We start from the raw sequence: 16,539 nt of genomic DNA, 5'->3' as shown, positions 1-16,539 counted from the left end.
TACTATTGTACCTTTTAAAAGTTTTGTGCGATTAATATTCCCTTGCGATCATGGATGTTTGCATAGTAAATTTACTCTTTGGTTAAGAGTTAATAATTTAGATGAATTAATGCAAAAATATACCTCATTTTTGTCAAGACAAAAACCAAAATATTGGACATATAATGAAGTATAAATACATCAAAAATCAATTGTTTCCTGAATGTTAATCCTTATTGTTGATTTAATGGCTTCTTCTCTAAACTAATTAGTTAGTTACATTAGTAAAGAAGTGTTATATAAGGATAAATTCTGCTATCTAAATTACTCTTCCGGGACATCTGATAAAATTGTTCGGGTTGTAATTTTATTCATTACCAATTTACCTCTGATGATCAAATTCACGCTAAGAAATAATTGGGTTTTTATTCATCTTACCCACAATTAGAGATGCTGTATTTTTATGCCTGATTTGATTTAAGGACTCAACTTTTTTAGTAATTAACAGGTTTACTATTGTTGCCCAGAAACAATATAGCTGATGAATGGTGATTTTGATTATAAAGTTTTTGCAAAGTTTTAGTTAAAATTATTTAAATCTCTATTTTGGACTTTTATTATCAGGGTTTTAGTGAGTAATGATTTCTAGTCACATCTAGTCTAAAAGTGTGTTTTAAAATTATTAGTCGAATATCATCATGCTTAATCTCGCTTCAGTATAATTAATATACAACCTAAAATTGCTTATGCTAAATAATAAAAAAACAAATTTTTTTTAATAAGTATATGCAAATTTCACCTGTGTAGACGCGATTTCTAATCGCCGATTTTCTTATTAATTTAGACTTTACAAACATCCTCTAAGAAATACAGAGATTTTTGTTGGTTCCAAAAATGTTAAATTAATTTCGATCAGTCCTTTACAAAAACATCAAGGACAATTATTTTCTCTTTGTATTCTGAGAGAAGGTACAGAGTTTATTATTAAAATGCCCGTTGTTTTTGATCAATATTAGAGTGATAACTCGGAATTCTCTAAGAAGTGCGAGATATTGTTGTTCATTATCAAAAATTATCAAAAACTATTAAAAAACTGTTTACAAACAGGACTTACGCAACTGGCACATTGGTAAGCTGTTGTGCCTTTAACTTGAATAATTAATACAAGCAAGATGCTTGTGCTACTGTAACTTCAGGTTTTTTAATTATACAGTGAGTGCTGCACATTAGCTTAGGGTGTGGTTCGACAAGCTCACCAACCACGTCAGACAGTATAAATCATGTAAATAACCAAATTGTTGATATCTGACGCACCTACTCAACAGATTTTTTAGTGTGACACTTGCGTAAGTCCTAACAAACTTGAAATTACTCTACAAATAAGAGATAATAGTGTTTAATAAAGCGGGAAATGATTAGCTAGAAAATTAGCAGTCAAGCCTTATAAGTGCTAATTAATAGACTAATTAATCAACTCTGAATAATTAGCAGTCAAGCCTTATAAGTGCTAATTAATAGACTAATTAATCAACTCTGAATAATTAGCAGTCAAGCCTTATAAGTGCTAATCAATGGACTAATTCAGGATTTACCCAAAACATCACGAAAGTAGGGGTAATTCATAAATTAAACCCTAAAAAAGAATCAGCTTTTTGATTACTTCGTGTGTAAGTCAGTCATATCATTAATCAACTCTTCTTAAACTTATCAGGAGGACTAGAATGAAATACAGTTTTGATCTAGTAGGAGTATCTCCAGTTTGGCAATTTTTTAATCATGAACAACAGGATGGTGTAGAATATTTAGGAACACAGATTTGTACTTTAGATGCTTTTTTGGAATCTATTGAACCTGTACCAGTAAAATGGGGTTGGAATTTAGATCAAGTAGTTAATACAGTGGTTAATTTTTGGATGAATAATGCGGATAGTATTTACTATTGGAAGTCTCGTTTAGAAGATTCTGGTAACGAGAGTTTACTAGTCGCTAGGTTAGCAGAAATACAATCTTTACAAGCGGAGTTGGAATATTTGTTACGGAAAAGATGGTAATAATTAGTAATTGGTAATTGACAGTTGATATAGGAATAATATTTGATTTATGATGCATATACCTAGGGTGTGTCAGACTCCATAAAGTTTGTATCAATAAACAGATTTATAATATCTGAGGTACCCTACAATACCTAATTTTTTTCAAAATTCAAATATCAGTCCTATAATCACTGATTGCTAACTCCTTGATCTCCGGGATCCTGACTACTCATTTTCCAAAATCTTGAGAATTTTGAGATACAAATTCTCAACTTTTTTTGCTGCTATTTCTCCACTAGCAGCATAATGAGATAAACTAGGAGAACCATTTACTTCCAATAATGTATAATTACCCAAGGGTTGAGTAATATCATCGGTTAAGATATCTACACCTGCTAATCTCAATCCCATATCTTGGGTAATTTTAACTGCTAAGTTTTGAAAGTCAGGATGAATACTTTCAGAAAAATCTATAGCTTCTCCTCCACTGGATAAATTAGCATTATCTAATAAATAAACTCTATGATGTTCAGGAATGATACTTTTAAAATCTAGGTTTTGTTGTTGTAATTTTTGCAAAATACGAAAATCATCAAATTTAATAATTTTTTTTCTACCTATTTCGATGAATTTTTCTTGTTTTTGCTGCAAAATTTGCAAAATAGTAGATTGGCCATCACCAATTACAAATAAAGGTATTCTTTGATAAGTTACGAATACTTCTTGGTCTAAAACTACAATACGATAATCATTACCTGGATAAAATTTTTCTACTATTAAACCTGTATTAATTTGGAATATTTTTTCTGCAACAGTATAATATTCTTCGAGAGAATACACTTTAGTTACTAATGTTCCTTGACTTAAATTTAAAGGTTTAACAATCACTGGAAAACCTAGGGATTGTGTATAATTACCACCATCATGAATATTTCTCAGGTTAGGAAATTTACTACATAGTTTTTCACTAAAAAATGTTTTTCCTTCGGTAACTCGATAGCCAAATTTTTGTAGAAAATAGTTAGCATAGGCTTTATCTTTAACTAATTCTGCCGAACCAAAACCATTAATATTAAACTTAGTTTGACTAAAGGCCGATTTTTTACCATTTTTAAAAGTAATATGTCCTACTAGCTGGTATTCTGGTTCAATTGTGACTACTGCATCTAATTGTAATGCAAGTTTTTCAATCATTGATGTAATAAATGACATTTGTATAACTCAGTGGTGAAAGAATTATCTAAAATTATCAGGATGGAAGATAGAAGAGGCAGAATATATAATATAGCAATCTTGAATCATTCACGGAAAGCAATTTTCCTGATTTTTTGTAAATCTAGGGAAATTAATTCTATAGCGTGGTAATAAGCTATATTTTTCAATGATTGTTAGCAGTTAGCTTTCAGCTTTCAGGTTTTGTAGTGGGTATTTTATGTATAATTTATTGGTATGAATTATAAGTTATATGCTAATTTACCTTGACTACATGATTTTTTCAGTAAATTTTTCATACCTTGTTTGTATATTGGATAACTGTCTTCTCTTAACGTACTGACAGCTGATAGCTGCTGTAGATATTGTTGCATAAGGTGTTGACAATCCATCAAATATCAAATAACAAGATGACATCATCAATAGACATCTCCAATAATGACAATTTTATTGCTGTAGATTAGGCTTCTAGCTTGATTTCTGGAGATATCTAATAAAAACGCTAGTAGATCTTCAGATAGATAAACTAACGTTGTGTATTTAGTGTACTTAATTTATATGGATAAGATAATCATGGCACAAAATACTGATAGTAACAATACCCGTGTAGAAAATCAAGCTAACAGTTACAAAAAAAGATTGAATAGTTGGGTTATTGCCCGTAAAGTTTCGGAACAAGAACGGCAGATAGTAGCACGTTTCCGTAGTCGTTCTGATGCAGAAGGTTATATACAGCACATCAGACAACTGATTCCTGATGGTGCTTTTGAATTGTTATTTGACTGTCAAAAGCAAGAGGTGGTAGCGTAGGAGTCACCGAGTCACTGAATGCGGGAAGAAATTTCTTGATTCTGACTCGTTGTAGGAGTATACCAGCTACCATTGGTGTCAATTTCACGTAAAAATCATAGCCTGACGGAGAATATTCTGTGTTTCTATATTAAACACGGTTAGGAGATGGACTTTTACGAAATTACGAAAAACCTGGATTTGTAGCGGTAAAACACATTGCTCATTGGTACTTAACGTAAAACCCATAGCCCGACTGGGAATGGTAGCGTAGCGTATGCCATAGTATCTGTACTTAAATTGACACTTATGAGCTCATGCTTTACCCCTACACAGATGGGTTTTTCGTGATTTTGGAAAAGCCCAAACCCAAGTGGTGTTTAGTATAACTAGTCAGTTTGTGGTTTATTTCCACTCCGTACTAGGCACTTCGCAGTTTTTTATTTGCTCAAAAGACCATTATGTTTTAATAAAGCTTTGGTGCTAGGTTCTCTACCTCGGAAGGTTTTAAATACTTCCATAGGATGCTGACTACCTCCTAAAGCTAATATGGTATCTCGATAGCGTCTACCAATTTCTTCTATAGCTGCTTCATTATCTAAACCTGCTTCTTCAAATGCGGCAAAGGCATCAGCACTCAGAACTTCAGCCCATTTATAACTATAATATCCAGCCGCATAACCACCTTCAAAAATATGACCGAAGGCACATAAAAAAGCATCCTCTGGTAAAGGGGGTAGTACGGTAGTAGTTTTAGCTATGCGATCGCGCACATCAGCCGCAGTTTCTTTACCACCAGGCTGATAACGATAATGTAACTCCATATCTACGCTACTAAAATGAATTTGGCGTAACATAGCCGAACCACTCATATAATTACGCGCAGCTAATAACTTTTGATAATAATGTTCTGGTAGAGACTCCCCAGTTTGATAATGTTTAGCCATACCAAACAAAGTAGGACGGTCATAACACCAGTTTTCCATAAATTGACTTGGTAATTCCACTGCATCCCATTCCACATTATTAGTGCCAGCAGCGCCCATATAATCAACCTTAGTCATCATGTGATGTAAACCATGGCCAAACTCATGAAACAGGGTTTCCACTTCATCAAAAGTCATTAAACTAGGATTACCATCCACTGGAGGAGTTTGATTACAAATTAAATAGGCTACAGGTAAGCGGATAGTGGTAACACCATTTTCCGTGGATTTGCGACGATTAATACATACATCCATCCAAGCACCACCACGTTTTTCTGCTGGACGACTATAAGCATCCAAATAGAAGTAAGCTATGGGTGCACCATGTTTATCAGCTATTTGGAAATAACGCACGTCCTCATGCCATACTGGGGCTTGACCATCTGCTGGTGTCACTGTCACCCCAAACAACCTTTTTACTAGCCCAAATAAGCCATCTAGGACTTGGGGGAGGGGAAAATAAGGACGTAACTCTTCCGCAGTAAAAGCAAACTTTGCTTCCCGTTGACGTTCAGCCCAAAAACTCACATCCCAATGTTGTAAATTTTCCGCTTCTATTGCTCCTTGAGATTTAGCAAAATCAGTTAATTTGTTTAAATCCTTAAATGCAGCATCATAACTGGCTAAACGCAATTCTTCTAATAGCTTTTCCACTGCACCCACACTTTCTGCCATTTTACTGGCTAAACTGAGTTCAGCAAAATTAGCGAAACCCAGTAAATGAGCTAATTCCTGGCGTAATGCTAATATTCGTTCAATTAAAGGATTATTATCTAATTCTCCCGAAGAAGCACGAGTTATATACGCCTTATATAGCTTTTCTCTTAAATCTCTGCGAGTGCTATGCTGCATAAATGGAAAATAGCTGGGAAAATCCAAGGTAATATGCCAAGGTCCATTTTCTGGTGTGGCCTGTTCCTCTCCAGATGCTCGTGCTATTTGGGCTGCAAGGCTCAATAAGCTACTAGGAAGACCATCAACCTCTGATTTCGTCTTTAGCACCAAAGTAAAGGCTTTAGTGGCATCCAGGAGATGATTAGCGTATTTAGTAGCAAGTTCGGCTAATTCCATCTGAATCATATTAAAGCGTTCTCTGGCTTCCCCATCTAAACCGACACCAGATAATTCAGCATCACGAATAGCAGCATCAATAATACGCTTTTGGGCTAATTCTAAATTTTTCCAATCATCACTTTTGCGAATACTTTTAAAAGCATTATAAATTGGTTTACTTTGCCCCAGGTTGTTCATAAACTGAACTACGGACGGTTGTACTTTTTCATAGGCGTTACGTAATTCAGGGCTATTTTTTACACCCATTAAATGATTCAATATTCCCCAACTCCAGTTGAGTTTTTCGGTTAATTTTTCTAGTGGTTCTACTAAACCGCTCCAAGTAGGCTCTATATTATTTTCCAGCCCAGCCAACTGCTTTTCAAGTTCTGTTAACAAAAGGCTAAAGGCTGATTCAACTTGCTCTGGTTTAATATCCATAAAAGGGGGTAAACCATAGCCTTGGAGTAGGGGATGTTCAGAAATAATGGCAGTTGCACGCATGGTAGTCTTTTAGTAGCCAAATAATTAATTATACAGGGACGGAGATTTTTGATTTTGAGCTATGAGCATTCAGCATTTAGCGTTTAGCTATCAGCTATCAGCCTTGAGCATTTACTTATGAGCTTGTTGTAGCTCTCACTGATACTGAAACTTATACTTAAGAGTATAGTGGTTTTAGGTGTATGCTGGAAACAGTTGACTGCTAACTACTAGGTATTAACTGAATGCTTACTTTTGATCTTTTTATATAACTAATAATGTAACTTTGCTAAACAATTTGGAAGTCTAAAAATCATATTTTCCGAAAATTCAGTAATTTCACTGAGGTATTTATCCAGAAAATTTGCCACTGAGTGATCTTATGTTCACAAAAAGTAGGATAATCTACTATGGTGATGCGTTAATGTTACAAAACTTATAGCAATTGTCAGGTAAATGAACCACATTTTGATTCTGGTTTCCCACAAAGATCCAAAGGAGTAAAGGCGCAAAGAAAGACTAAAATTAATTTAGAGTGTGGTCTAAATACATGAAAACTGCTATAAATTTATTTTGCTGAGGTATTTAAGCTGTTGTTCCTTTAACTTGAATAATTAATACAAGCAAGATGCTTGTGCTACTGTAACTTCAGGTTTTTTAATTATACAGTGAGTGCTGCACATTAGCTTATCTACTTTGTTGTTTAATTTCTAATTAAGATGATGACTGAATTACCACCATTAAATACAGAGACTATGTGGGCGATCATTAATGATACAATTGATGATGATGCCGTGAATAGATTGCTATGGTATTATTTAGGTTATCGTTACGATGACAATGCTCAAACTTATGATAATAAGCAGGTAGAACCAGAATGGCGGAGTGAATATCCACAGCCTCCAAATTTTATTGAATCTCGTCCTGCTACTGTGAAATTAACTCGTTCTATTCCCCAGGAAAATAAACAATTACTAAAGCAGAAATTAGGTTTTAAGGGTTATAAAATTGGTGAGTTTGGACCTCGACAAACTAGAAGAGCGACTGCTGTGAGTTGGTTGTTAAGTTATATGATGCTTAATTATGGGAAAATAGAATAGTTTTGTTTCACGCAGAGACGCAGAGTAGCAGAGGAGAATGTGCTGTCTGCTATTCCGCTTTTACGCGCTATGTGAGTTGGATTTCTGCTTTCAATACTGTGACATCGTTAGTATGTGATATTTTAAATCCCAGTTTTTCACATACTCTTTGCATCCCTGTATTATCTGCCAAAATATGAGCATAGATACAGCAAATTTTCTCATTTCTACCGATTTCTATTAATCTCCTGAGTAGTTCTGTCCCTAAACCTTGATGTTGATAGCGATCGCTCACTAGCATAGCAAATTCTGCTTCATTACTACCATGTAATTTACTCAGTCTTCCCACTGCTAAAATTTCCGGTTCTTGAGTTTCTGGGTTGTGATATTCTGCGACTAATGCCATTTCTCGATCATAGTCAATAAAACAAATTCTGGTTAATCTTTCATGGGCAATTCTTTGGCTTAATTTAATTAAGTGAAAATAGCGTAAATACACACTTTCTTCTGATAGTGTTTTATGGAATTTTACCATCAATGGTTCATCTTCGGGACGAATGGGACGAATGATAGTTTGTATGTGATTTTTTAATTGCCACTTGCCTATATATTGACTGGGATAAGGACGAATTGCTAATTTTGGTAATTGATGTTTCTGCACATTAGGAGAATGTAAAACTACTCTAGCATCTAATGCTATTAAACCACCTGGATGATCGGGACTGGGAGGAATAGCTAATAATGGGTTGATGTCAATTTCTTTAATCCAAGGTTGTTCTACTACCAAGTGACTAAATACTACTAATAATTCCTCTAAAGCTGCTAAGTCAATGCTTTGTCTACCTCTGACCCCTTTTAATGCTTTATAAATTTTGGTTTGTTCCATCATTCTTCTAGCTAAAGTGGTATTTAAAGGTGGTAAAGCAATAGAACTATCTTGGAAAATTTCTACTAATTGTCCCCCAGCACCAAATAATAATACTGGTCCAAATTGGGGATCTAAACTACTACCAATGATCAATTCATAACCACTAGTTTTTACCATGGGCTGTACAGTTACGCCTGAAAAATCTTCAAGTTTAGCCTTTTCTAATACCGATGTTTCTATTAAGTGATAGGCTTTTTTAACTGCTTCTGCATTGCGTAAATTTAACTGTACTCCTCCCACATCTGTTTTATGAGTGATGGTTTGAGAATACAATTTTAAAACCACTGGATAACCAATTTTATCCGCACATTCTACCGCTTCCTCGCCACTTTTGGCAATACTTACAGCCACTATGGGAATACCATAAGCTGCTAATATTTCCTTAGATTCAAATTCTGTTAAAATAGTTCTTCCAGCTTTTCTGGCATCGTTAATAATGTTTTCTACTAATGCACAATTGCGAGAATTACTATCACATTCTAATGAGGGTAATACTGGAGTTTCATAAATTCCTTTTAAGTTATAACTATACTGCCACATATAGCTAAATATCCGCGCTGATGTATCGGGATAAGCATAAGTAGGAATACCTTCGCGGTTGAGAATTTGTTTTCCTTGTGCCACATCTTCTCCTCCCATCCAACTTGCTAAAATGGGTTTATTTGTCATTTTTGCATAAGGTTTTAATTCTTCAGCAATTTTTGTGGGATCGGTCATTGCTTGGGGTGTTAAAATTACTAATAACCCATCACTATTAGTATCTTTTGCTGCTATTTCTAAGGCTTTTGTATAACGTTGAGGATCAGCATCTCCTAAGATATCAATGGGGTTATTATGACTCCATTGGGTGGGTAAAATTTCATTCAAAGAATTAATTACTTCATCAGAAATTTGGGTTAATTCTCCTTTACTTTCTATTAATGTATCTGTTGCTAATACTCCTGGACCTCCAGCATTTGTTAAAATGGTTAATTTTGCTCCTTGTGGACGTGGTTGTTTTGCTAGTACTTCTGACATATCAAATAAGTCAGAAATACTATTAACTCTTAATACTCCACATCGTCTAAAAGCTGCATCTAAAACTGCATCACTTCCTGCTAATGATCCTGTGTGGGATGCTGCGGCTTTTGCTGCTGCTGCTGTTTTTCCAGCTTTAATGACAATTATCGGTTTTGTTAATGCTACTTCTCGCGCTGCGGAAAGAAATGAACGGGCATCTCCGATGGATTCCATATAAATTACAATACTTTTGGTATGGGGATCATCCCCTAAATAATAAATTAAATCTCCCCAGCTAATATCTAACATTGAACCGATGGAAACGAAGGCACTAAAACCAACATTTTCCTGTAAACTCCAATCCAGAATTGATGTACATAATGCGCCACTTTGGCTGATAAAACCGACGTTTCCCGGTTGTGCCATTTTACTAGCAAAGGTGGCATTTAAACCTGAAATTGGATTCATTACTCCTAAACAGTTTGGTCCAATAATTCTGATTTTTCCCTGGTGCGCTTGGTGAAGTATTTGTTGTTCTAAAGCTATGCCTTTTTCTCCTGCTTCTTTAAAACCTGCGGAAATAATAATTGCTGCTTTAATTCTGGCTTCCACGCAGTCAGAAATAATTTTCGGAACTGTAGATGCAGGGGTAGCAATTACAGCTAAATCTATTTTTTCAGGAACATCAAAAATAGTAGGATAGGCTTTAATTCCTAAGACGCTATGACGTTGGGGATTAATGGGAAAAACTGTTCCCCCAAAAGGATTAGTAATTAAGTTCCATAGTAAAGTTCTACCTACACTTCCAGGTTTTTCACTTGCACCAATAACAGCAACTGTTTTAGGTGCAAACACACTATCCAGAGGATTTAATCTTTCTGATTTCAGGATATCATAAGCTTTTTCAGTGAAATTGTTACTCATTTTTCCTTTACCATTACTTGATCATTTATCAGTTATCATTTATTGATATTCCATTAAGAATACTAATAATTTTTGTGAGGGCAATCGCCATTCCTTTTTCTGCTTTTGATGATAGGCGATCGCTTAGTTCAAAATTCTCTCCTGGTACTGTAATTAACCACGCTGCTGGACAATGACCATAGAGAATTTGAGCCAGGGCAATTAGCGATCGCGGATCTCCTGTATGTCCATTTATTTCTTGATCCATCGCTGGTAATAAAGATTCTACTTGTACATCCTCACTTTGGCAATTAACACCAGCATCAACAAAAATTACTATATTTGTTTGGGCTAAATTTGCTGCTAATTCCGGTGTTAATTGATGAACACTATAGGATTTTACATTGGATAAATGCCATGATTCAATGGTATTTGCTACCCGTTGTCCAATGGCATCATCACCACGTAAATCATTACCATAACCAATTACTGTTGCTGTTATCATTATTAGCTAGGAACATTAAAAAAGTCTTGATCTAATATTTGTTCTAGCGAAAAAGGGCAAATATTTGGGTATTCATCTTCTTGGGGAATACGAACACCAAAAGATGCTTTTTTCCCTTCTTGAATGGCTAAATTACGCCCATCAGGATAGGCTATTTCTAAGGCTGTTTCTAAATAGGATTTTAGAGAAGGAGTATTTTTCAGAGCAATTAAAACCCGTTGACGATGTTCAATAATTGAACGATACCAACTGTGTTTCATAGAATCAGGAGCATCATTTTGTATCATAAGTTTTAGTAGATGTGCCAATAAAACCATTAAATTACTTTCTAATGCTCTTTTTTCTGATTTGCCCAACTCTTTAAGCTCCTCAATTAAATGTTCAATATCTAATGAGTTAAATTGTTTTGTTTCTAAGGAGCTAATCGTTTGTTCAATCCACAGTTGAAAATCTTGTTCATAAAGATTTAACTGGTTATTAGATTGTTTTTTATCTAATTGTGGTTTCACTAACGTCCCCTTTTTAATATTTAAGGTCTGTTAGTTATCTTAGCATATATGTTATCAAATGTTATGAAATGAAGGACGGTTTATTTATCCTAAGAAACTCAATTCCCGTTATAGCTCAAGTTGTAAAGTATGACTTGCTAAATAATAAGCATCTCCGAACTACCAACTTCTGACTCTTACAGCAGTTTCCGTTATTATGAGGTACAGATGTTAATGATAAAACCCTTGTAACACAGGCATCTTGCTGTGTTCATAGTGTACCTCATGTAGACGGAATGTGATCTAAGTGCGAAGTTTAGGGTTTAGCACTGCTCATTGGTATTTATTATAATAAGCTGTTGTGCTTTTAACTTGAATAATTAATACAAGCAAGATGCTTGTGCTACTGTAACTTTAGGTTTTTTAATTATACAGTGAGTGCTGCACATTAGCTTATTATAGCTGAAGTTGCAAGGTAGAAATTAGACAAGGCAGTATTTTAAGTAAACGTTTCCACTCCTACCTCCTCGCCAAACTAATTACTGAAGCTTGCAGAAATTATTAGGTTATTGAGAGTGGTGTTATACATAGGACTTATACAAGTGTCACACTAAAAAATCTGTTGTAGGGTGCGGCAGATATCAAGAATTTGGTTATTTACATGATTTATACTGTCGAACCACACCCTACCAATGTGCCAGTTGTGTAAGTCCTGATACAAAACAAAGTTAAGTTGCGTAACTTCTTGGGGCGTTTGAAATATTACAGTTCCATCTTGTGCTGTTATAAAGCTAGATCAAGTGATATTTTCTCCAAAGGTTAAATCAAGGTAAATGATTGGTTATTAATTCCGCAAATATGTTACTATTTACTTCATTCCTCCTGTTATTAAACAATATTACCTAACAGATAAATCTCAATATGATTTATCCTCGAATTTATAAATAACAAAAAAATTTGAGGAACTTGTGAGGAAATCAAAACTCTAAACACAAACTTATGTGAAGACAGCATTTTAGTTATATGATAAATCTGGTTAGTTTTAAAAAAACAGTAACAAATTTACATAAATTGTGAGGTTGTTCTATGCCTAAAGTAAATCCTCAACAACCCATTGATAGTACTGCTATTCTTTTGCAAGAATACGCATCAGGACAACGAGACTTTGAAAAAGCTGAGTTAGCTAATGCTGATTTGCAAGGCATTGATCTAAAAGGTTCTGATTTTAGTTATGCTGATTTTAGTGAAGCAAATTTAAGTGGTGCAAATTTACGAGGATGCGACTTGAGTTATGCCAATTTAAGTCAAGCAAATTTAAGTGATGCAAATTTACAAGGAGCAATGTTATTATCTGCTGATTTGCGTCAAGCTAATTTAAATGGAGCTAATTTAGAAAAAGCTGATTGTGATCATAATACTCATTTTCCTGATAATTTTAATGCTAAAGCAGCAGGAGTAAACTTAAAATAGGAAAGGTAAGCATTCAGCCGTTAGCTATCAGCCATCCTAAAATATTTTATCAGAAAAAAGACTAAAAACCCCTAAGTATTGTAGGGTGCGTCAGATTCCATAAATTCTATCAATCAACGGATTTATAATAACAGATTTATAATATCTGATGCACCTTATCTATCTGTAGTACATATTCCAAACTCTTATAAGCTGTTGTGCCTTTAACTTGAATAATTAATACAAGCAAGATGCTTGTGCTACTGTAACTATAGTCCACCTCATGTAAATGGAATGTGCTGTAGTTTAGCTGCACATCAGCTTATCCATGACTTGTTTAAAAATTTAGGGATCTGCACATCTGAACTAATTCCGGCAAATTTGATTAACTATTGTTCCATCTTTTGCCACTAGTTCTATGACTAAAGGCATTTGTCCTACTGCATGAGTGGAACAACTTAAACAAGGATCAAAAGCCCTAATTCCAGCCTCCACACGGTTTAACATTCCTTCTTTAATATCATTACCGTTAACAAAATGCCGGGCAATTTGGGCAACTGTACGATTCATAGCTAAATTATTTTGACCAGTAGCAATAATCAAATTTACCTTTAACATTAATCCATTTTCATCTACTTGATAATGATGGAATAATGTACCCCTTGGTGCTTCACTAACTCCCACAGCTTCCAAACAATTAATACCAGCTTTTGCACGTACATTAGTTGATAAAATATCGGGATCATCAAGTAATATTTCTATATGTTCTATGCAAGCTAAAATTTCAATTAACCGTGCATAATGATAGAAAAATGATGATTGTACAGCCCCTTTACCATGACTGCGAAATTCCTTTAATTCTGCATCTGCTAAAGGTGTACCAATGTGACTACAAATATTCAATCTAGCTAATGGTCCAACGCGATACATTCCACTATCTAAACGACAATTATCACCACTTTCAGGATAACCTAATGGACGATAATAAGGAGATTTTAAATAAGAATCTGGTTGTACCGATTCACCAATAAATTCATGATAATTATCTGCTTGGAGTTTATCAGCAACAATGTTACCTGCACTATCAACAAAACGAAGATTTCCATCATAAGTTTCCCATAAACCATCGGCAGTGACTAAACCCATGAATAAACTAGGGAAATTACCAAAAGTTTGGGCTTCTTTTTCAAATGGTTTTAACAGGGTTTTAAATAAGTTTATGGCATTAATAGTAGTGGCTTTTGCTTCAGGTATTCTTTGTTGAATGTGAGTACGATTTTGTGAAGTTAAAGGGTCACTTACTCCCCCAGGAACAGACCAAGAGGGATGGACTTTTTTACCTCCTAATAATTCAATTATTTCCTGGCCAAATTGACGGAGACGAATCCCACTTCTAGCTAATTCAGGATCAGCAGCAATTAAACCAAATATATTTCTTTGGGCGGGATCGCTATCCATTCCTAATAATAAATCCGGCGCACTGAGATGAAAAAAACTTAAAGCATGGGATTGAACTAATTGCCCTAAATTCATTAAACGACGTAAATTTGTCGCAGTTTTAGGAATAGTAACAGCCAGTATTTTATCTCCAGTTTTTGCTGATGCTAATAAATGACTTACGGGACAAATCCCGCAAATTCTGGCGGTAATTCCAGGCATTTCATGAAAAGGACGACCGACACAAAATTTTTCAAAACCGCGAAATTCGGTGACATGAAAATGGGCATCATTTACTTGACCTTCATCATCTAAGAAAATGCTAATTTTGGCGTGTCCTTCAATGCGAGTAACGGGATCAATAACAATTTTTTTCATAATTATTTGGTGATGGGTGATGGGTGATTGGTAAAATATGACTATTCCCTATTCACTAATTTATAAATCATAAACTCTTGCTTCTTCTGCTTCTGGAAATTCTTCACAGTATTGTTCAAAAGGTGTTTTTACCGGTTTCATAGCTCGTTGGTGGGCAATTTCTGCTTGAATTTCTTCTACTACATCCCAAGCTGCTGCACATTCTCTAGAATTGAGACCTTTTTCTGCACAGATTTTCCGAGCTTTTTCTACTTCTTGTTGTAATTCTTCTTGTAAGAAAATTGCGCGAGGTTTTTCTAAGGAACCAGTTCTAGCTAAAATATCAGTTAGTGAGATAATTCCTAACAATTTATCACTAATTACTGGGGCACGATGTAAACGATGATCGGCAAATAATCGCGCTACATATTCTAAACCAAGTTCAGGATTGACAACGATACAAGGTTTAGTCATGATTTCATAAACATAAGTTTGATGAGGATCTTTTCCATAGGCAATGACTTTATAAACTATGTCACTTTCGCTAATAATTCCATAGGCATCTTGATCATGACGACGATCTACAATTAATGCCCGCCAATCTCTTTCTCTCATTAATTTTACTGCTTGGGCTACGGTGGCTGAACCTTTAATCATGGCCACATCTTTGGTCATTACATCTGCTGCGGTTAACATAATTTACCTCTAAATAAGTCAAGAGTCAGTAATTATCAACTATCAATTACCAATCACTAGTTACCCAAATTTAATCATTCTTCGTCCTACCATTTCTGGCATTTCACCCTTTAATAAAGGTTCTATGGTGGCGCGAATACGAGGGGCAGAAGGTGGACAACCAGGAAGATAAATATCAACTGGTACTATACGATGAACGGGTACGACTCTATCCAGTAATGGGGGAACTATACCGGGTTCATAGGGAATTTGTTGGTTAATATCTGCGCCATGAATATAGGCTAATTGTAAGCTCACATCGGCGTTTCCTGTGGGGTTTCTCATGGCGGTAACGTTACCAGTTACAGCACAATCTCCAAAAGAAATTATGGTTTTTGTGCGTTTTCTAATGGTGTGAATTAATTCTAAATGTTCTTCGTTGGCGATCGCTCCTTCAACTAATACTACATCTACATTTTCTGGATATTCTTTAATATCAGCAATGGGACTATAAACTACATCAACGTGGGCGGCTAAGTCTATCAACCATTCATCTAAATCTAAGAATGACATATGACAGCCAGAACATCCACCTAACCAAACTGTTGCTAATTTAATCTTGGACATTTTTACCCTTATTAGTTATTGATTTCCACTCTTTGACGACATGAACAGGAACTGAGATATTAACGAATTTTGTACCAGGTAAAGTTATAGATAGATTTAAAGATTCTAGTGGTAATTGGGGCAATATTTCAGTGAAATCATATTGACCAATTGTAGGTGCTGGTGCTTCATCTAAAAATATATCATTAGCATTCCATATTTTACCTGTATTGGTAGTAATTCTTAACGATTGCGGATGAATTAATTCCACAGAACCAGGAAACCCTACTAAACGGAGATTAATATTAGATATTGCCCCTGGATAGCTTTGTTTAAATAAAATTACTTGCCAAACTTTACCCAAGTTGTCATCTAATTTTACCTGTGAGCGATAAAGAACTTCTCCTGATGTTTGTTCTATTTGAGTGAGAGCAGCAATAGCATTTTCAGATGTGAGACTTTCTAAACTCAGGAATGTAAATGTTATGAATATTATCAACAGGACTATTGATAAACTGCGCCATATTTTTCCAAGGAAAATTAACATTAAATAAATTTACCTCCTCAAATTAGGGAAT

Annotated in this window: 13 protein-coding genes; 4 read left to right on the top strand and 9 right to left on the bottom strand. The window is 34.9% G+C overall.

The features are described 5' to 3' along the window. The first annotated feature begins 1,700 nt into the window (after window positions 1–1,700). Complete coding sequence (locus H6F32_RS01515) at window positions 1,701–2,030, top strand: hypothetical protein (RefSeq protein WP_190367569.1); 330 nt, start codon at window positions 1,701–1,703, stop codon at window positions 2,028–2,030. 207 nt (window positions 2,031–2,237) lie between these two features. Here H6F32_RS01515 and H6F32_RS01510 read toward each other — a convergent pair whose 3' ends face one another. Beyond that, window positions 2,238–3,224: a cyanophycin synthetase gene (locus H6F32_RS01510; RefSeq protein ID WP_190367568.1), complete on the bottom strand. Its 987-nt coding sequence runs from the start codon at window positions 3,222–3,224 to the stop codon at window positions 2,238–2,240. Between the two features lie 573 nt (window positions 3,225–3,797). Here H6F32_RS01510 and H6F32_RS01505 point away from each other — a divergent pair. Beyond that, window positions 3,798–4,034 carry a hypothetical protein gene (locus tag H6F32_RS01505; protein WP_190367567.1) on the top strand — a complete coding sequence of 79 codons (237 nt, stop codon included), beginning with the start codon at window positions 3,798–3,800 and terminating at the stop codon, window positions 4,032–4,034. A 419-nt stretch (window positions 4,035–4,453) separates the two neighbouring features. Here H6F32_RS01505 and H6F32_RS01500 read toward each other — a convergent pair whose 3' ends face one another. After that, window positions 4,454–6,556: a M3 family metallopeptidase gene (locus tag H6F32_RS01500; protein ID WP_190367566.1), complete on the bottom strand. Its 2,103-nt coding sequence runs from the start codon at window positions 6,554–6,556 to the stop codon at window positions 4,454–4,456. Between the two features lie 701 nt (window positions 6,557–7,257). On the opposite strand from H6F32_RS01500, the gene H6F32_RS01495 reads away from it, so the two are divergent. Then, on the top strand, window positions 7,258–7,635 hold the full coding sequence (locus H6F32_RS01495; protein WP_190367642.1) for a DUF1823 family protein: 378 nt from the start codon (window positions 7,258–7,260) through the stop codon (window positions 7,633–7,635). Between the two features lie 67 nt (window positions 7,636–7,702). Here the strand turns inward: H6F32_RS01495 and H6F32_RS01490 are convergent, their stop codons facing one another. From H6F32_RS01490 to H6F32_RS01480, 3 genes are read right to left on the bottom strand one after another with little or no spacing between them, the layout of a single operon-like run. Beyond that, complete coding sequence (locus H6F32_RS01490) at window positions 7,703–10,465, bottom strand: bifunctional acetate--CoA ligase family protein/GNAT family N-acetyltransferase (RefSeq protein ID WP_190367565.1); 2,763 nt, start codon at window positions 10,463–10,465, stop codon at window positions 7,703–7,705. Between the two features lie 28 nt (window positions 10,466–10,493). Further along, complete coding sequence (locus H6F32_RS01485; protein WP_190367564.1) at window positions 10,494–10,949, bottom strand: hydrogenase maturation protease; 456 nt, start codon at window positions 10,947–10,949, stop codon at window positions 10,494–10,496. A 2-nt stretch (window positions 10,950–10,951) separates the two neighbouring features. After that, a complete protein-coding gene (locus H6F32_RS01480; RefSeq protein WP_190367563.1) occupies window positions 10,952–11,458 on the bottom strand; it encodes a DUF29 domain-containing protein in 507 nt (168 codons plus the stop codon). A 1,065-nt stretch (window positions 11,459–12,523) separates the two neighbouring features. Here H6F32_RS01480 and H6F32_RS01475 point away from each other — a divergent pair. Next, window positions 12,524–12,907: a pentapeptide repeat-containing protein gene (locus H6F32_RS01475; protein ID WP_190367562.1), complete on the top strand. Its 384-nt coding sequence runs from the start codon at window positions 12,524–12,526 to the stop codon at window positions 12,905–12,907. A gap of 345 nt (window positions 12,908–13,252) precedes the next feature. On the opposite strand, the gene H6F32_RS01470 is transcribed toward H6F32_RS01475, so the two are convergent. From H6F32_RS01470 to H6F32_RS01455, 4 genes are read right to left on the bottom strand one after another with little or no spacing between them, the layout of a single operon-like run. Then, entirely contained in the window at window positions 13,253–14,701 is a 1,449-nt protein-coding gene (locus tag H6F32_RS01470) for a Ni/Fe hydrogenase subunit alpha (protein WP_190367561.1), read from the bottom strand. 60 nt (window positions 14,702–14,761) lie between these two features. Next, a complete protein-coding gene (locus tag H6F32_RS01465) occupies window positions 14,762–15,376 on the bottom strand; it encodes a CP12 domain-containing protein (RefSeq protein WP_190367560.1) in 615 nt (204 codons plus the stop codon). 60 nt (window positions 15,377–15,436) lie between these two features. Further along, the gene (locus tag H6F32_RS01460; protein ID WP_190367559.1) at window positions 15,437–15,982 is read right to left on the bottom strand and encodes an oxidoreductase; all 546 of its coding nucleotides are present in this window, start codon (window positions 15,980–15,982) and stop codon (window positions 15,437–15,439) included. Next, entirely contained in the window at window positions 15,969–16,508 is a 540-nt protein-coding gene (locus tag H6F32_RS01455) for a DUF3122 domain-containing protein (protein WP_190367558.1), read from the bottom strand. The genes H6F32_RS01460 and H6F32_RS01455 overlap by 14 nt, the downstream gene beginning before the upstream one ends. Window positions 16,509–16,539 lie beyond the last annotated feature (31 nt).

The sequence above is a fragment of the Anabaena sp. FACHB-1237 genome (genome assembly GCF_014696225.1).
In the GTDB taxonomy this organism is placed as follows: Bacteria; Cyanobacteriota; Cyanobacteriia; order Cyanobacteriales; family Nostocaceae; genus FACHB-1237.
This window is presented reverse-complemented; position numbering and strand designations above follow the sequence as displayed.